General features: G+C 66.8%; 15 protein-coding genes. 10 read left to right on the top strand and 5 right to left on the bottom strand.

Going from position 1 to position 16,301, the window contains the following annotated elements; genetic code table 11:
* Positions 1-345 precede the first annotated feature (345 nt).
* The 5 genes from GN330_RS21520 (at position 346) to GN330_RS21500 (ending at position 6,061) form a co-directional block, all read left to right on the top strand.
* Entirely contained in the window at positions 346-1,785 is a 1,440-nt protein-coding gene (locus tag GN330_RS21520; RefSeq protein ID WP_156715450.1) for a methylmalonyl-CoA mutase family protein, read from the top strand.
* Positions 1,782-3,905, top strand: coding sequence for a methylmalonyl-CoA mutase (gene scpA, locus GN330_RS21515; protein WP_156715447.1), 2,124 nt, complete (start codon positions 1,782-1,784; stop codon positions 3,903-3,905). Before GN330_RS21520 ends, scpA begins: the two co-directional genes overlap by 4 nt.
* A gap of 78 nt (positions 3,906-3,983) precedes the next feature.
* Positions 3,984-4,214 carry an AbrB/MazE/SpoVT family DNA-binding domain-containing protein gene (locus GN330_RS21510; protein ID WP_156715445.1) on the top strand — a complete coding sequence of 77 codons (231 nt, stop codon included), beginning with the start codon at positions 3,984-3,986 and terminating at the stop codon, positions 4,212-4,214.
* Positions 4,211-4,591: a type II toxin-antitoxin system death-on-curing family toxin gene (locus tag GN330_RS21505; protein WP_156715443.1), complete on the top strand. Its 381-nt coding sequence runs from the start codon at positions 4,211-4,213 to the stop codon at positions 4,589-4,591. Before GN330_RS21510 ends, GN330_RS21505 begins: the two co-directional genes overlap by 4 nt.
* Positions 4,592-4,690: 99 nt before the next feature.
* Entirely contained in the window at positions 4,691-6,061 is a 1,371-nt protein-coding gene (locus tag GN330_RS21500; protein WP_156715441.1) for a TIGR03808 family TAT-translocated repetitive protein, read from the top strand.
* Positions 6,062-6,093: 32 nt separating this feature from the next.
* On the opposite strand, the gene GN330_RS21495 is transcribed toward GN330_RS21500, so the two are convergent.
* The gene (locus GN330_RS21495) at positions 6,094-7,098 is read right to left on the bottom strand and encodes an asparaginase (protein WP_156715439.1); all 1,005 of its coding nucleotides are present in this window, start codon (positions 7,096-7,098) and stop codon (positions 6,094-6,096) included.
* Between the two features lie 77 nt (positions 7,099-7,175).
* Between GN330_RS21495 and GN330_RS21490 the strand changes: the two genes are divergently transcribed.
* The gene (locus GN330_RS21490) at positions 7,176-7,922 is read left to right on the top strand and encodes a DUF3750 domain-containing protein (RefSeq protein ID WP_156715437.1); all 747 of its coding nucleotides are present in this window, start codon (positions 7,176-7,178) and stop codon (positions 7,920-7,922) included.
* On the opposite strand, the gene GN330_RS21485 is transcribed toward GN330_RS21490, so the two are convergent.
* The 4 genes from GN330_RS21485 to GN330_RS21470 form a co-directional block, all read right to left on the bottom strand.
* A complete protein-coding gene (locus GN330_RS21485) occupies positions 7,892-8,668 on the bottom strand; it encodes a type III pantothenate kinase (protein ID WP_156715435.1) in 777 nt (258 codons plus the stop codon). The two genes, GN330_RS21490 and GN330_RS21485, sit on opposite strands and share 31 nt — an antisense overlap.
* A gap of 165 nt (positions 8,669-8,833) precedes the next feature.
* Positions 8,834-9,289, bottom strand: coding sequence for a hypothetical protein (locus tag GN330_RS21480; protein ID WP_156715433.1), 456 nt, complete (start codon positions 9,287-9,289; stop codon positions 8,834-8,836).
* 42 nt (positions 9,290-9,331) lie between these two features.
* Positions 9,332-10,078 (bottom strand): SDR family NAD(P)-dependent oxidoreductase, encoded by a 747-nt coding sequence (locus GN330_RS21475; protein ID WP_156715431.1) that lies wholly within the window; start codon positions 10,076-10,078, stop codon positions 9,332-9,334.
* A complete protein-coding gene (locus tag GN330_RS21470; RefSeq protein WP_156715429.1) occupies positions 10,075-11,241 on the bottom strand; it encodes an acetyl-CoA acetyltransferase in 1,167 nt (388 codons plus the stop codon). Before GN330_RS21470 ends, GN330_RS21475 begins: the two co-directional genes overlap by 4 nt.
* A gap of 172 nt (positions 11,242-11,413) precedes the next feature.
* Here GN330_RS21470 and betI point away from each other — a divergent pair, with 172 nt between their 5' ends.
* From betI to betA, 4 genes are read left to right on the top strand one after another with little or no spacing between them, the layout of a single operon-like run.
* Positions 11,414-12,007, top strand: a complete 594-nt coding sequence (gene betI, locus GN330_RS21465) for a transcriptional regulator BetI (protein WP_156715427.1) — start codon at positions 11,414-11,416, stop codon at positions 12,005-12,007.
* A complete protein-coding gene (gene betC / locus GN330_RS21460; RefSeq protein WP_156715425.1) occupies positions 12,004-13,530 on the top strand; it encodes a choline-sulfatase in 1,527 nt (508 codons plus the stop codon). The genes betI and betC overlap by 4 nt, the downstream gene beginning before the upstream one ends.
* The gene (locus tag GN330_RS21455) at positions 13,530-14,507 is read left to right on the top strand and encodes a pyridoxal-phosphate dependent enzyme (RefSeq protein WP_156715423.1); all 978 of its coding nucleotides are present in this window, start codon (positions 13,530-13,532) and stop codon (positions 14,505-14,507) included. Before betC ends, GN330_RS21455 begins: the two co-directional genes overlap by 1 nt.
* 50 nt (positions 14,508-14,557) lie before the next feature.
* Complete coding sequence (gene betA, locus GN330_RS21450) at positions 14,558-16,210, top strand: choline dehydrogenase (RefSeq protein ID WP_156715422.1); 1,653 nt, start codon at positions 14,558-14,560, stop codon at positions 16,208-16,210.
* The last annotated feature ends 91 nt before the right edge of the window (positions 16,211-16,301 follow it).

Here is a 16,301-nt window from a genome sequence, read left to right as displayed (position 1 = left end):
TTGTCCTCTCCGGCAATCGTGCGGCAGGCCGTGGCGCCGTCCGCGTTGTTTCTTTCTATAGACAGCCCCACGCTGGCCGACAACGCCGCCGCTTCGCAGCGGACGGGAAAGACGGCCGTTTGCACATTTGCCAAAAGTCCCTGTTGCCGACCGGTTCGACCAATTGTATCGGGAAGCGCTGCCAGACCGAACCGCGGCGCCGGCACCGACACGACGTGAGCCGAATGACGGAGCACCCGCCGTACAGGCGCACCGACTTCGTTCGAGGCGATCGCCGTTGTTGCCGGTCGCGAGCGGGACCTTTAGTCTGTCGCGAGGAGATCGGGAGGATCGAGCCGGAACGCCATGAACCATAAATTGATCAGCGGGATGACGTTTCCGGACATTGACGAGGCCGGGTGGAAAGTGATCGCGGAAAAGGCGCTCAAGGGCGCCGATTTCGACGAAACCCTCGTGTCCCACACCGACGACGGCATCCGCATCGATCCGCTTTATACGCGCTCGGCCCATCCCAAGCCGATTTCACGTGTCGACCCCGCCGCGCCCTGGCGTGTCGTCCAGCGTGTCGACGATCCCGACCCGGCGCGCGCCAACCGCCAGGCGATCGCGGATGTGGACGGCGGCGCGACCGGCCTGGCGATCGTGTTCGAAGGCGCCCCCAACGCCCATGGTTACGGTCTGCCATGCACCGACGAGGCCTTTGACAGGGCCCTCGACGGCGTGCCGCTCAACAGGCTGGGGCTTCGGATCGACACCCACCCGATGAGCCGCTCGTCGATCGACTGGCTGGTCGCCTCGCTGACGGCCAAGCGCGCCGACCCGGCGCGCCTGCATCTGTCGTTCGGGATCGACCCGGCCGCGATCTTCGCCGGCACCGGACGCCTGCGCATGTCGATCGAGGCGCTCGAGGCGTCGATGCCGCAATCGCTGGCCCATTTCTTCGCGCTCGGCCTGCCGGGCGTGCTCCTGGAAGCCGACGGCCGTGTCAGCCACAATGGCGGCGCCAGCGCCGCGCAGGAACTCGGCATTATGCTCGCCTCGGCGGTGTCGCATCTGCGCATGTTCGAAAAGGCGCGCCAACCGCTGGTCTATGCCGCGCCGCATGTCGGCTTTGCGATCGCTGCCGACCAGGACCAGTTCGTGACGACCGCCAAGATGCGGGCGCTGCGCCGGTTGTGGCAGCGCGCCCAGGAGGTCTGCGGCATCGAGCCGTCGCCGGCCTCCATCCACGCCGAGACGTCGTGGCGGATGATGACGGCGCGCGACCCCGAAACGAATATCCTGCGCGCCACGATCGCCGTCTTCGCCGCCGCCGCCGGCGGCGCCGATTCGATTTCGGTGCTGCCGCATACACTCACTCACGGCCTGCCCGACGGTTTCGCGCGTCGGGTGGCGCGCAACACCCAGCTCGTGCTCGCCCAGGAGGCCGGCATCGGTTTCGTCGCCGATCCCTCGGCCGGCTCGGGCGGGATCGCCCATCTGACCGAAGCGCTGAGCGAAGCGGCCTGGGCGGAGTTTCAGCAGATCGAGCAGGAGGGCGGCGCGCTCAAGAGCCTTGCCGCCGGTGCCTTCCAGGCCAGGGTGAAGACGGCCGCGGCAGAGCGCCGTGAGGCGCTGCGCGAGGGTCGGCGCGCGATCGTCGGCACCACGCTCTATCCGCTCGCCGAGGAGCGCCCGGTCGCCACGCTTGCCGCCGAAAGCCGCCCCGCGCCATCGGACGGGACGACGTTTTGCGAGACGCTTTCGCCGCGACGCCTCGACGAACAAGTCGGAGAAGACGCATGATTCCGGATTTTTCGACGATTGGCTGGCAAAAGCCGGCGAGCCTTGCCGCGCCGGACGGCCAGGCGGTGCGCGAGACGCCGGAAGGGATCGCCATCAAGACCTTTTACGGCGAGAACGATCTCGCCGGCCTCGCCCATCTCGACACGTTTCCCGGCGCCCCGCCCTTCGTCCGCGGCCCCTATCCGACCATGTATGTCCAGCGGCCCTGGACGATCCGCCAATATGCCGGGTTTTCCACGGCCGAGGAATCGAACGCGTTTTACCGGCGCAACCTCGCCAGCGGCCAGAAGGGGCTTTCGATCGCCTTCGACCTTGCGACCCATCGCGGTTATGACAGCGACCACCCGCGGGTGGCCGGCGATGTCGGCATGGCCGGCGTTGCGATCGATTCGATCCTCGACATGCGCCAGCTCTTCGACGGCATCCCGCTCGATGAGATGACGGTGTCGATGACCATGAACGGCGCCGTTTTGCCGATCATGGCGCTTTATATCGTTGCGGCCGAGGAACAGGGCGTGGCCGAAAAGGACCTGGCCGGGACCATTCAGAACGACATCCTCAAGGAGTTCATGGTCCGCAACACATATATCTATCCGCCTAAACCCTCGATGCGGATCATTTCGGACATTTTTTCCTACACCGCCCAGCGGATGCCGAAATTCAACTCGATCTCGATTTCGGGCTATCACATCCAGGAGGCCGGCGCGACGGTCGACCTGGAACTGGCCTACACCATCGCCGACGGCATCGAGTACGCCCGCGCCGGCGTGGCGGCCGGTCTCGACATCGACAAATTCGCCCCCCGGCTGTCCTTCTTCTGGAACGCCGGCATGAATTTCTTCATGGAGGTCGCCAAGCAGCGCGCCGGCAGGCTGTTGTGGGCGAGCCTGGTCCAGAAGAATTTTGCGCCGAAGAACCAGAAGTCGCTGGCGCTGCGCGCCCATACCCAGACCTCCGGCTGGTCGCTGACTGCCCAGGATCCCTACAACAACATCGTGCGCACCATGATCGAGGCGATGGCGGCCACGCAGGGCGGCACGCAGTCGCTGCACACCAACGCCTTCGACGAGGCGCTGGCGCTGCCGACCGACCATTCCGCGCGGATCGCCCGCAACACGCAGATCATCCTGCAGGCAGAGTCCGGCACCACCCGCATCATCGACCCCTGGGGCGGCTCGGCTTTCGTGGAACGGTTGACGCACGATCTGGTGGCGCGCGCGCTCACCCATATCGAGGAGGTCGAAAGCCTCGGCGGCATGGCGGCGGCGATCGAAAAGGGCGTGCCGAAGATGCGTATCGAGGAAGCCGCGGCCCGCACCCAGGCACGGATCGATTCCGGCCGCCAGGCGCTGATCGGCGTGAACGCCTTCAAACCGGCCGAGGACATGGAGGTCGACGTGCTGAAGGTCGACAACGCCCAGGTCCGCGCCCGCCAGCTTGCCAAATTGCAGGAACTCAAGGGCACCCGCGACGTGGCCGCGGTGGAAAGCGCGCTCACCGCCCTCACCGACGCCGCGCGCGCCGGCGGCAACCTGCTCGACTTCGCCGTCAAGGCCGCCCGCGCCAAGGCCACGGTCGGCGAGATCTCGCTGGCGCTCGAAAAAGTGTTCGGCCGGCACGTCGCCACCGTCCAGACGATCGGCGGCGTCTACCGCAAGGAGATCGGCGAGGACCCGGTGGTGGAGCGGGTTCACGAGAAGGTCGAGGCCTTCCGCGAAAAGACCGGCGCGGCGCCGCGCCTGCTGGTCGCCAAGATGGGACAGGACGGCCATGATCGCGGCCAGAAGGTGATCGCGACCGCCTTCGCCGACCTGGGGTTCGATGTCATCGTCGGCGCGATGTTCCAGACACCCGAGGAGATCGCCAAGCTGGCCGCCGAGCACGACGTGCAGATCGTCGGCGCCTCCTCGCTGGCAGCCGGCCACCTCACGCTGGTGCCGGAACTGTCGCAGGCGCTCGCCAGGCTCGGCCGCGACGACATCATGATCGTCGCCGGCGGCGTCATCCCGCCGGACGATTTCGACGCCGTGTTGAAGGCCGGCGCGACGGCGATCTTTCCGCCCGGTACGGTGATCCCCGAAGCCGCCGAGGACCTCATCGACACGCTTCTGGCGCGGTAACGCAACCTCGTTCCAACGTGCGTTGCAACACATGCCTCGCCCTGTTATAATGAGCGTTGCAACGGCAAGGCCGCGACCATGAACACCGTCATCCGCAAGATCGGCAATTCCGAAGGCGTGATCCTGCCGAAAGAACTGTTGAAAAGCCTCAATCTCAAGGCTGGGGATAGTGTTGTCGTCTTCAAGGAAGGGGACGAGCTACGCATGCGACGCGTCGAGGATTCGGCCGACGAGTTCGAGCGCAAGATGAAGATCGCGCGTGAACGCATGCGAAAATACGAGGTCACGTACCGCGCGCTTGCGAAATGACGGAATTCCATACGCGGGAGTTCGTTGAGGCCATGCATGCTGAACAGCTTCGCTTGCACGGCGGAGCGCCAGGCATTCGCGATGTCGGAATGCTCGAATCCGCTTTGGCGAGACCGCCCCAGAAGGCAATCTATGGCGAACCGGACATATTCGACCTGGCAGCAGCGTACCTCTTCGGCATTGTGAAGAACCGTCCGTTTGTGGACGGAAATAGACGAACGGCGCTGGCCGCGACCGACCTTTTCCTCGTCTTCAATGGCTGGAGCCTGGAGACCGACGACGCCAGTCTGATCCAATTTGTCCTTATGGTTGCCGCCGGCGAGATCGACGAGGCTGGCGCCGCTGCGTTCTTGCGCGACCACACCGAACAAGCCTGAAGCGTCCACCTGTCACCACCAGGCACCGCCAGCGCCCGCGCCGCACCGGGCTGGCATGGCACTTGCTCCGCGACAGTGACGAATCTCGGAGCTGTGCCAATGCTGAACAGACGCGCGTTCCTGGCCGGGCTGGCCGGTGCCGGCGGGCTCGCCGCCGGCGCCGCGCAGGGCGCCGCCCTGTCCGGTATTGAGACGGCCTCGATCCGCGGCACGCTCGACGCGAGCGAACTCGGCGTACAGCCCGGGCTTTACGACGACCAGAGCGAGGCCTTCGCCCGGGTGCTCGACAAGGCGGCCGAGCGCGACGCGCCGGTCTATCTGCCGCCGGGCGACTACGTGGTTTCCAACCTGATCCTGCCGCGCAAGCTGCGCCTGACCGGCGTTCCGGGCGCCTCGCGCATCCTTTACGGCGGCAACGGCCATCTGTTCCTGGCCGAGGCGGCCGAACATCTGGAAATCTCCGGTCTGCTGATCGACGGTGCCAATCGCTGGCTGGGCGATCATGTCGACGGCCTCGTGACGGTGCGCGGCGCGCGCCATCTCCTCATCGACAATTGCAGCATTCTGGGCAGCGGCAAACACGCGCTGGCGCTGGAAAACGTCGCCGGCCGCATCGAGCGCAGCCAGATCTCGGGCGCCGCCGACGCCGGGATCTACAGCGTCCAGGCCGGCGGCCTCGCCATTACCGGCAACACCGTCGCCGATTGCGGCAATGGCGGCATTCTGGTGTATCGCTGGCAGGCGGGCGAGGACGCCACCATCGTGTCGGGCAACCGCGTCGAGCGCATCGCGGCGCGCAATGGCGGCACCGGGCCGTTCGGCAACGGCATCAATGTCTATCGCGCGGGCGGCGTCATGGTTTCCGGCAACCGGGTCGCCGACTGCGCCTTTTCCGCGATCCGGGCCAATGGCGGCAACAACATCCAGATCACCGGCAATAGCTGCCAGCGTTCCGGCGAAACCGCGATCTACTCCGAATTCGCCTTCGAGGGCGCGGCGATTTCGTCGAATATCGTCGACGGCGCGGCCAACGGCATCTCGATCGTCAATTTCAACGAGGGCGGTCGTCTGGCCGTCTGCGCTGCCAATCTGGTGCGCAACCTGTCGCAGACCGGCCCCTACCCGGCCGATTCACCCGGGTTCGGGGTCGGCATCACCGCCGAGGCCGACACCGCCGTCACCGGCAACGTGGTGGAAAACGCGCCGCTGTTCGGCCTCCATCTCGGCTGGGGACCTTATCTGCGCAACGTCACGGCGAGCGGCAATGTCATCCGCGACGCCGGCACCGGCATCGCTGTCTCCGTGGTCGAGGGCGCGGGCGCGGCGGTGATTTCCGACAATATCATCTCCGGTGCGCGCAACGGCGCCATCCGCGGCCATCGCTGGGCCGAGGCCGTGACCAAGGATATGGCGCGGGTCGGCAATGCCGGCTTTGCCCACCTCACCGTCGAGCGCAATCACGCGAGCTGACGTCGCGCCACTCCGGCGCCGGCGCGGCAGCCTCAGGCGAGCCCCTCGGTCGCCCGGATTTCGCCGACCCTGATGCCGCGTCGGCTGACGACCGGCGGGCGGGCCATATCGCGCAAGGTGGTCGCCAGCGGGTCGCCGGCGGCAAGCAGTTTCGCCAGCATCGCGGCCAGCATGGTTTCGGAGGCGCGGGTCGCGCCGTCGTCGCATTTCAACGCGACGCCGAGGCCGAGCTCGGGAATGGCGGCGCAATAGACCCCTTCGGCGCCGGTCTTGCAAAAAATCCGGCCCGCCGCGGCCGCCATCAGCCTTTCGTCGATCCGCGCGCTGCCCGACATGAAAAACGGCTCGGCCATGCAGGCGCCGAGCAGCCGCTTTGCGGCCTCAGCACGCCGCGGCGCCAGTCCCGCGCCGGTCGCCATGCGCGCAAAGCCAAACGCCAGCGCGCGCAGCGGCACGGCGTGGGTGGGGATCGAACAGCCGTCGACGGCGGCATTGTCGCGGTCGTGCACGGCGCCGGTGACCTGCTCCATCACCGCCCGCAACTCCCGCTGCATGGGATGGTCGTAGCCCGAATAGCCGCGGTGCGCGGTGCCGCCGTGGCAGCAAACGCACAGGAAGCCGGCATGTTTGCCCGAGCAATTGTTGTGCAGCGCGCTCGGCGTCTGGCCGGCGCGGGCGAGGTCGAGCGTGGCCTGTTCGCCGAGCGGCCAATGGCTGCCGCATTCGAGCGCGTCCTCATCGAGGCCGGCCCTGGCCAGCATCGCCGCCGCGCGCTCGGCATGCGCGGCCTCGCCTGAATGGGAGGCACAGGCCAGCGCCAGATCGCGGTCGTCGAAACCGCAGGCGTCGGCGGCGCCGCTTTCGACCAGCGGCAGGGCCTGGATCGCCTTGATCGCCGATCGCGGAAAAACCGGCCGGTCGACATCGCCGATCTCGAACATCGTGCGCCCGTCGGCATCGATCACCGCCACCGCCCCGCGGTGACGGCTTTCCACCAGCGCACCGCGCATCACTTCGACCAGAACGGGATTTGTCATCGCCTCACCGGAAATTCACTGCCCTGCTTGTCCCTATCGACCTATGCTTTCACACTCGCCAAGGCAAAGGAAAATCCATGGGCGCATTCCTCAGGCCGGTTGTTTTGAGCGTTGTGATGCTGTTCGCCCTGCCGACGGTTGTGACCGCCTTGTGGTGGTCGCTCGTCGACCGGCCTGCCTCCTGGCGTTCGGCGGACTGGAGCAGCAGCGGCCTCCTGCCGGCCCCGGAAAGCAGCGACGCCGCGATCTACGTGCTCGCCGCGCGCACCGGCGGTTTCAAGGGCGCGTTCTCGGCCCATAGCTGGATCGTGCTGAAAAGGCCGGGCCAGCGACACTACGACCGCTACGACAAGGTCGGCTGGGGGCTGCCCGTGCGCCGCAACGGTTTCGTGGCCGACGGCTACTGGTATTCGAACCCGCCGCGGATCGTGCAGGCGATCTCCGGCGAGGCGGCGGCATCCCTGCTGCCGGTCGTGGAGGCGGCGATCGCGGCCTATCCCTTCGCCGGCCGCTGCGACTACCGGATCTGGCCGGGGCCGAACTCCAACAGCTTCGTGGCCCATGTGCTGCGCCAGGTGCCGCGGCTCGACGTCGCGCTTCCCGCCAACGCGGTCGGGCGCGACTACGCGCCAGGCCTCGCCTCGGTCAGCCTGTCGCCGGACCGTCGCAACCTGCATGTCACGCTCGGCGGGTTCGCCGGGCTGGCGGTCGGGCGGCGCTACGGTTTCGAGATCCATCTCTTCGGCCTGGTCGCGGGCGTCGATATCGCGCGGCCGGCCCTGAAGATCCCGGCCTATGGCCGGCTGGAATTGTTGCGCCGATAGATTTCCAGAAGCCCGCGAATGGTGACGTCGGGATCGAAATGGTGAATGGCGGCGGTGGCGTCGTAAAACAGCGCCGCGATACCGCCGGTCGCAACCACCGTCATGTGCTCGCCGCGCTCGGCCTGGATGCGCGCGATCATGCCCTCGATCAGGCCGATATAGCCCCAGAACACGCCCGACTGCATGGCGCTGACAGTGTCGTTGCCGATCACGCGTTGCGGTTTCTTCAGCGCGACCCGCGGCAGTTTGGCGGCGGCCGAGTGCAGCGCTTCGACCGACAGGTGAATGCCGGGCGCGATCGCGCCGCCCTCGAAGCCGCCATCGGCCGCCACCACGTCGATAGTCGTCGCCGTGCCGCTGTCGACCACGATCAGCGGCCCGGGATAGGCAATGTGGGCGCCGAGCGCGTTGACCACCCGGTCGGCGCCGACCTCGGCCGGCTTGGCGACGCGGATCGGAATGCCGAGCTCGGCGTTCTCGCCGATCACCAGCGGCTCGGCGCCCAGATAGCGGCGCGACAGATTGCGCAGGTTGAAGATCGATTGCGGCACCACGCTGGAGATGATGCAGGCGTCGAGCAGGCCCAGATCAAGCCCGCTCATCGACAGCAATTGGTGCAGCCAGACAGCGTATTCGTCCGCGGTCCGGTTGGGTTCGGTGGCAGAACGCCATTGGGCGATCCAGGTTTCGCCGTCATGCACGGCAAACAGGCTGTTGGTGTTGCCCTGCTCGATCGCAAGCAGCATATGGTCGTTCCCTCGCCTCGCCGTCCGGCGCCGCTTTCCCCTCAAACGGCGCCCGGACATCTGATCGGGACCACGGCGTCATCTGATCGACCCGACGCCATGGCCCGTCATTCTGTTAAAGCATGATCTTTTCCGAAAATAGTGTCGCGTTGCTGGGATTTCGGCCTAATCGGTCAGGAGAGCCGATGCGGCTTCGCCGAGCGTCGCGGCTTCGCCGGGCTTGCCGTAGCGAATGTCGTCGACGACAAGCGCGCCGCCCTCGCCCGCAACCAGCACGAGTTGGTCCGTCCAGCCGGCATCGCCTTGGCCATACATGACGTCGACGAGCGTGACGCCGCCCTCGGTAGCGACCGCCCCTGCGGTACAGATGTTCGCGGCGGCGGCGCCGCTCGCCCAGGGCACGCCCGCGCCGAACGCGGTTTCGCCCTGCCCGCCGGCGACCAGAGCGGCGGTTACCTTTTCGGTCAGACCGGACGACAGGAGATACATCCGTCCCATGCCCTGGTCGAGCTCGGCCAGGCCGCAGAACGCCTGGGCGAGCGCTACGGCCTCGTCCTCGGCGGCGTTTGCGGTTCCGATCGCGGCGAAGCCGATCAAGAAGGCCGTGGCCAGACTTTTCATATCGATGATCTCCGTTGATGACACAGGCCCGATTGGCAGAAATCAGCCTTGCAATGGCAACAGTCCAGCGGCGAGAAATCCGCCATCCACGGCGAGCGTCTGGCCGGTGATGTAGCTTGCCTCGGGCGAAAGCAGGAAGGCGATTGCGGCGGCCACCTCGTCGGCCTCGCCGTAGCGGCCTTCCGGCACATGCGCCAGCCAGCCGGCGCGCTGGCGGTCCTCGTGCAGCCGCGCGACCATTGGCGTGTCGATCGGGCCCGGCGCGACGCAGTTGACGCGGATTCCCTGGCCGCCGAGTTCGACCGCCATGACCTCCGACATCATCTTCACTCCGGCTTTCGACGCGCCGTAGGCCACCCGGCCCGCATTGGCGCGCAGGCCCGACACCGAGGCGATATTGACGATCGCCAGCGTCTCGGAGCGGCGCTCGACCGCCGCCTTGGAACAAATGAAGGAACCGACGAGATTGACGTCGAGAATGTGGCGCATCAGTTCCGCGCTCGTCTCCAGCGCCGGGATGTCGCGGGCGATGCCGGCCGAATTGACCAGACCGCCGATCGGACCGAGGCGCTCGACGACGGCGTCGAAGGCACCCTGGACCTCGTCCTCGTCGGTGATGTCGGCCTCCAGGAACAGCGCGCCCTCGTCGGCGAGCGCGTCCTCGGCATCGGCGAGCGCGTCGCGGCTGGCGTCGACGACCGCGACCGGCCAGCCGTCCTCCAGCAACCGCCCGGCAACCGCCAGGCCGATGCCGGAGGCGCCGCCGGTGACGACCGCCGCGTGCCTCATTTGATCCGTTCGAGGATCGACACGTAATTGGCGACCGCTGCGCCGCCCATGTTGAAGATGCCGCCGATGCGGGCGTTTGGAACCTGGATGCCGCCGGCCTCGCCGGTAAGCTGCATGGCGGTCAGCGCGTGCATCGACACGCCGGTCGCGCCGATCGGATGCCCCTTGGCCTTCAATCCGCCGGACGGATTGACCGGCAGCCGGCCGTTCTTGGCGGTCACGCCGTCGAGCGCGATCCGCGCGCCCTCGCCCGGCTTGGCGAGCCCCATCGCCTCATATTCAATCAACTCGGCGATGGTGAAGCAGTCATGCGTTTCCACAAAGGACAAATCGTCGAGCGTCAGCCGGGACCTGGCCAGCGCCCGGCTCCAGCCTTCCTTGCAGCCCTCGAAGGCGAGGATGTCGCGTTTCGACATCGGCAGAAAATCCTGCACGTGCTCGTTGGCGCGGAAGGCGACCGCCCGGCGCATCGACAGCGCGGTCTGGGTCTCGGCGAGCACGATCGCGGCCGCGCCGTCCGAGACCAGCGAGCAGTCGGTCCGCTTCAGCGGTCCGGCCACATACGGGTTCTTCTCGCTCTCGGTGCGGCAGAACTCGTAGCCGAAATCCTTGCGCATCTGCGCATAGGGATTGTCGACGCCGTTCTTGTGGTTCTTGGCCGCGATCATGGCGAGCGCGTCGGACTGGTCGCCATAGCGCTGGAAATAGGCGCTGGCGATCTTGCCGAACACGCCGGCGAAACCGGCCGGCGTGTCGCCGTCCTCGGGCAGGTAGGAGGCCTTCAAGAGGTTCTTGCCGATCTCCGGGCCGGGCGTCTTGGTCATCTGCTCGGCACCGACCACCAGAACGATGCGCGCCGCCTTGGCGTCGATGGCGCGCAGGCCCTGACGCACGGCGGCCGAGCCGGTCGCACAGGCGTTCTCGACCCGGGTCGCCGGCTTGAAACGCAGCCGGTCGTCGGCCTGAAGCACCAGGCTGGCGGTGAAATCCTGCGGGGAAAAGCCGGCGTTGAAATGGCCGAGCACGATCTCGTCGACATCCCCGGGGCCGATACCGGCATGCTCGATCGCCTCGGCCGCCACCTTGGTGATCAGACCCTCCAGCGTTTCGTCTTCCAGTTTGCCAAAGGGCGAGTGCGCCCATCCGACGATCGATGCGGTCATGCGAGCCTCCATCCGGTAACCGAGCAGTGTAACGGAAATGCCGTGCGCGGCAATTGATTGTTCAAGTCTGAACGTATTTTGCAACGCAGTAAAGTCCGCTACGCACTCCCACGCGGATTTTTTATTGATTGACCAGTCAATTAAAAATATAAACGCGGTCAGGGAGACCCCGATGCCGAAAGTCGGAATGGAGCCGCTACGGCGCAAGGCGCTGATCGAGGCCGCGATTGCGGCGATCGGTGCGCGCGGCTCGCTCGACGTGACCATGTCGGAAATCGCCGGCATCGCCGGCGTTTCCTCTGCGCTTGCCCATCATTATTTCGGTGCCAAGGACGATCTCCTCGAAGCCACCATGCGCCACCTCCTGTCGGAGCTCGGCCGAGACGGATGCGACGCGCTACGGGCCGCGACCCTGCCGCGGGCACGGGTGTCGGCGATGGTGGCAATCAGTTTTTCGCCGACCCAGTTCCGGCCTGAGACCATCGCCGCCTGGCTGGCATTTTACGTCGAGGCGCAGCGCTCGCCCTCCATGCGGCGGCTATTGAGGGTCTATGCCCGCCGGCTTCATTCCAACCTGATGAGCGGCCTGCGGCCTTTGATGCCCGCGCCGCGCGCGGAGCGGGTCGCCGAAGGCATCGCCGCGCTGATCGACGGGCTTTACATCCGCCGTGCACTGAAGGACGGCCCGCCCGACCCCAGGAGCGCGGTCGCGCTCGTAGAGGACTATGTCGAAACCATGCTCGCGGCGGAAGCGAGGACATCATGACGGCGCGCCCCAACATTTTGATCATCATGGTCGACCAGCTCAACGGGACGTTGTTTCCCGACGGTCCGGCCGACTTCCTGCATGCCCCGCATCTCAAGGCGTTGGCCGCGCGCTCGGCCCGTTTTCGCAACACCTACACCGCCTCGCCGCTGTGCGCGCCCGGCCGGGCCGCCTTCATGAGCGGGCAATTGCCGTCGCGCACCGGGGTCTACGACAACGCCGCCGAATTCGCCTCCTCGATCCCCACCTACGCCCACCATCTGCGCGCCGCCGGCTATCACACCTGCCTGTCGGGCAAGATGCATTTCGTCGGTCCGGACCAGCTTCACGGCTTCGAGGAACGGCTGACGACCGACATCTATCCCGCCGATTTCGGCTGGACGCCGGACTACCGCAAACCCGGCGAGCGCATCGACTGGTGGTATCACAATCTGGGCTCGGTCACCGGCGCGGGCGTGGCCGAGATTTCCAACCAGATGGAATATGACGACGAGGTCTGCTTCCACGCCGTGCAACGGCTTTACGACCATGCCCGCGCCTCCCAGGACGAAGATCGGCGTCCCTGGTGCCTGACCGTCTCCTTCACCCATCCGCACGATCCCTATGTCGCGCGCCGGCGCTACTGGGATCTTTACGAAGATTGCCCGGCCCTGGAGCCGACGGTCGCCCGCATCGCCGAAGAAGATCAGGACCCGCATTCAAGGCGGCTCTACCACGCCAGCGACTACGCCGCCTTCGACATCCGGCCCGACCATGTACGCCGCGCACGGCGCGGCTATTTCGCCAATATTTCCTACCTCGACGACAAGGTCGGCGAACTGATCGACGCGCTTGCGCGCACGCGCATGCTCGACGACACCGTGATCGTGTTCTGCTCCGACCACGGCGACATGCTCGGCGAGCGCGGACTGTGGTTCAAGATGTCGTTCTTCGAGGGGTCGGCGCGCGTGCCCTTGATGATTGCCGGCCCAGGCATCGAAGCTGGGCTCATCGCGGCTCCGGTCTCCAATCTCGACATCCTGCCCAGCCTGTGCGACCTCGCCGGCGCCGACATGAACGCCATCGCGAAATGGACCGACGGCCAGTCGCTGGCGCCGCTTCTTGCCGGCGGGACGCGCACCACGCCCGTGCTGATGGAATATGCCGCAGAGGGCTCCCACGCGCCGCTGGTCGCGATCCGTGAGGGCCGCTTCAAATTCGTCCATTGCGAGCTCGACCCGCCGCAGCTCTTCGAGCTCGACGCAGATCCGCTCGAAACCGTCAATCTCGCCGAACGTCCCGATCATGCCGAGATGGTCGGGCGCTTCATGGACATGGTGCGCGCGCGCTGGGACATGGCGGGCTTCGACGCGGCGGTGCGCGAAAGCCAGGCCCGGCGCTGGGTGGTCTATCCGGCGCTGCGCAACGGCGCCTATTACCCGTGGGACTTCCAGCCGCTGCGCCAGGCCTCCGAGCGCTACATGCGCAACCACATGGACCTGAACGTGCTGGAAGACCAAAAACGCTTTCCAAGAGGCGAATGATGACGGCCCCGCAAATCCCCGATCTCGATCATCTTCGTCGCGCCTACGCGCTCACCCGGCAGGCGACGCAGGTGACGCCATTGCTGGAATCGGCCTTTCTGGCCAAGGAAAGCGGCGCCGCACGCGTCTTCGTCAAGCCGGAATCGCTGCAATGGGCGGGCTCCTTCAAGGTGCGTGGCGCCTATTGGCGGCTGACACGGCTCGCCCCCGACGAGGCGCGGCGCGGCGTGGTCGCCTATTCCTCCGGCAATTTCGCGCAGGGCCTCTCGGCCGCCGGACAGGCGCTCGGCATTCCCGTGACCATCGTCATGCCGGTCGACGCACCGGCCGCCAAACGCGATGCGACGGCGGGTTATGGCGCGCGCGTGATCCTGAGCGAGCACGGCGCGCGGCCGCGCGAGGAGGTCGCCGCCGAACGGGCCGCCGCCATCGCCGCGGAAGAAAATCTGGTGCTGCTTCATCCTTTCGACGACCCCGAAATCGTCGCCGGACAGGCGGGCGCCGGACTGGAGGCGCTCGAACAGCTTGCTGACAGGAACGCACGCGCCGACATGGTGCTGTGCCCGGTCGGCGGCGGCGGGCTGATCGGCGGGGTGGCGCTCGCCTTTCGTCATCTCTCGCCGGACACGAAACTCTTCGCCGTCGAGCCGCAGGGCTTCGACGGCATGGGCCGCTCGCTCGCCGAGGGCGCGATCGAGCCGCGTCCGGCCGGTGCGGCAACGATCTGCGACGGGCTGATGGCGCGCGCACCGGGCGCGGCCCCCTTCGCCGCCGTGGCGGCGGCCGGCGTCACCGGCGTGGCCGTTGCCGACGCGTCCGTGCGGCGCGCCATGCGCATCGCCTTCGAACGGCTGAAGCTGGTGCTGGAACCGTCCGGGGCGGCGGCCATTGCCGTGTCCGGCAAGACGGTGCTCGTCATCGCCACCGGCGGCAATGTCGCGCTCGCCGATTTCACCCGGCATGTCGGCGATGCGTGAGAGCCGGCATCGCCTGTCGCCCCAACCTTGCAGCGGGAGTATCAGCGCCAATGCTTGAAGCCGATTACGTGATCGTCGGGTCCGGTTCGGCCGGCGCGGCACTCGCCTACCGGCTGTCTGAGGACGGACGCCACTCGGTGATCGTCATCGAATATGGCGGCACCGATATCGGCCCGCTCATTCAGATGCCGTCGGCCCTGTCCTTTCCGATGAACATGAGCCTTTACGACTGGGGTTATGCCAGCGAGCCGGAACCGCATCTGGGCGGGCGCGTTCTGGCCACGCCTCGCGGCAAGGTGCTCGGCGGCTCGTCGTCGATCAACGGCATGGTCTATGTGCGCGGCCACGCCCGCGACTTCGACCATTGGGCCGAGACCGGCGCGACCGGCTGGAGCTTCGCCGACGTGCTGCCCTACTTCAAGCGCATGGAAAATTCGCATGGCGGCGAAACGGGCTGGCGCGGCACGGACGGTCCCTTGCATGTGCGCCGCGGCGAACGCAAGAACCCGCTCTACGCGGCCTTCATCGAGGCCGGCAGCCAGGCCGGTTTCGAACTCACCCAGGACTATAACGGCGCCAAGCAGGAAGGCTTCGGTGCGATGGAGCAGACCATCCATCGCGGTCGGCGCTGGTCGACGGCCAATGCCTATTTGCGGCCGGCGCTGAAGCGCAAGAACGTGAGTCTCGTCAACGGCTTCGCGCGCAAAGTGATCATCGAGAATCAAGGCGCCACCGGCGTCGAGGTCGAACTTCGCGGAGCGATTCAACAAATTAAGGCAAAGCGCGAGGTCGTGCTCTGCGCCTCGTCGATCAATTCGCCCAAGCTCTTGATGCTGTCGGGCATCGGCCCTGCGGCCCATCTCGCCGAGCACGGCATCGATATCATCGCCGACCGGCCCGGCGTCGGCGCCAATCTGCAGGACCATCTCGAACTCTATATCCAGCAGAAATCGCTGAAGCCGGTCACGCTCTATTCGGTGCTCAATCCCGTTTCCAAGGCGCTGATCGGCGCGCGCTGGCTGCTGTTCAAATCGGGCCTCGGGGCGACCAACCATTTCGAGGCGGCCGCCTTCGTGCGCTCGCGCGCCGGCGTCGACTATCCCGATATCCAGTATCATTTCCTGCCGGCGGCGATCCGCTACGACGGCAAGGCGGCGGTGCCGGCGCACGGTTTTCAGGCTCATGTCGGACCGATGCGCTCGGCCTCGCGCGGCACCGTCACCCTGCGCTCGGCCGACCCGCGCGCAAAGCCCGTCATCCGTTTCAACTATATGGCGCACGATCAGGACTGGGTCGATTTCCGCCACTGCATCCGGCTGACCCGCGAGATTTTTTCGCAGCCCGCCTTCGACGAATTTCGCGGCGACGAGATCGCGCCGGGCAGCCACGTCAAAAGCGACGCCGAACTCGACGACTTCATCCGCGAGCATGTCGAAAGCGCCTATCACCCCTGTGGCACCTGCCGCATGGGGCGCGCCGACGACCCGATGAGCGTGGTCGATCCCGACTGCCGGGTGATTGGCGTAGCGGGGCTGCGCGTCGCAGATTCCTCGATCTTCCCGCGCATCACCAACGGCAATCTCAACGGTCCGTCGATCATGACCGGCGAAAAGGCGGCCGACCACATTCTGGCGCGCGCGCCCCTGTCCCCCTCGAACCAGGAACCGTGGATCAATCCGCGTTGGCGCGACTCCGACAGGTGATCGGCCGGCGACCCGACATGGCCCGCCGCGCCATCCCGTCCCGTTAGGTCGGAGCGCCCGGGGCGTCTGTTTGCCCCCCCTCGCGCAGGAG

Source organism: Nitratireductor arenosus, assembly GCF_009742725.1.
Lineage (GTDB): Bacteria > Pseudomonadota > Alphaproteobacteria > Rhizobiales > Rhizobiaceae > Mangrovimarina > Mangrovimarina arenosa.
Note: the sequence above shows the minus strand (reverse complement) of the source record. Positions and strands in the feature narration are given on the sequence as shown.

Excerpts from the sequence above, each read along its gene's own strand:
- GN330_RS21520 (WP_156715450.1), top strand. The coding sequence starts at position 346 with ATGAACCATAAATTGATCAGCGGGATGACGTTTCCGGACATTGACGAG.
- scpA (WP_156715447.1), top strand. The coding sequence starts at position 1,782 with ATGATTCCGGATTTTTCGACGATTGGCTGGCAAAAGCCGGCGAGCCTT.
- GN330_RS21510 (WP_156715445.1), top strand. The coding sequence starts at position 3,984 with ATGAACACCGTCATCCGCAAGATCGGCAATTCCGAAGGCGTGATCCTG.
- GN330_RS21505 (WP_156715443.1), top strand. The coding sequence starts at position 4,211 with ATGACGGAATTCCATACGCGGGAGTTCGTTGAGGCCATGCATGCTGAA.
- GN330_RS21500 (WP_156715441.1), top strand. The coding sequence starts at position 4,691 with ATGCTGAACAGACGCGCGTTCCTGGCCGGGCTGGCCGGTGCCGGCGGG.
- GN330_RS21495 (WP_156715439.1), bottom strand. The coding sequence starts at position 7,098 with ATGACAAATCCCGTTCTGGTCGAAGTGATGCGCGGTGCGCTGGTGGAA.
- GN330_RS21490 (WP_156715437.1), top strand. The coding sequence starts at position 7,176 with ATGGGCGCATTCCTCAGGCCGGTTGTTTTGAGCGTTGTGATGCTGTTC.
- GN330_RS21485 (WP_156715435.1), bottom strand. The coding sequence starts at position 8,668 with ATGCTGCTTGCGATCGAGCAGGGCAACACCAACAGCCTGTTTGCCGTG.
- GN330_RS21480 (WP_156715433.1), bottom strand. The coding sequence starts at position 9,289 with ATGAAAAGTCTGGCCACGGCCTTCTTGATCGGCTTCGCCGCGATCGGA.
- GN330_RS21475 (WP_156715431.1), bottom strand. The coding sequence starts at position 10,078 with ATGAGGCACGCGGCGGTCGTCACCGGCGGCGCCTCCGGCATCGGCCTG.
- GN330_RS21470 (WP_156715429.1), bottom strand. The coding sequence starts at position 11,241 with ATGACCGCATCGATCGTCGGATGGGCGCACTCGCCCTTTGGCAAACTG.
- betI (WP_156715427.1), top strand. The coding sequence starts at position 11,414 with ATGCCGAAAGTCGGAATGGAGCCGCTACGGCGCAAGGCGCTGATCGAG.
- betC (WP_156715425.1), top strand. The coding sequence starts at position 12,004 with ATGACGGCGCGCCCCAACATTTTGATCATCATGGTCGACCAGCTCAAC.
- GN330_RS21455 (WP_156715423.1), top strand. The coding sequence starts at position 13,530 with ATGACGGCCCCGCAAATCCCCGATCTCGATCATCTTCGTCGCGCCTAC.
- betA (WP_156715422.1), top strand. The coding sequence starts at position 14,558 with ATGCTTGAAGCCGATTACGTGATCGTCGGGTCCGGTTCGGCCGGCGCG.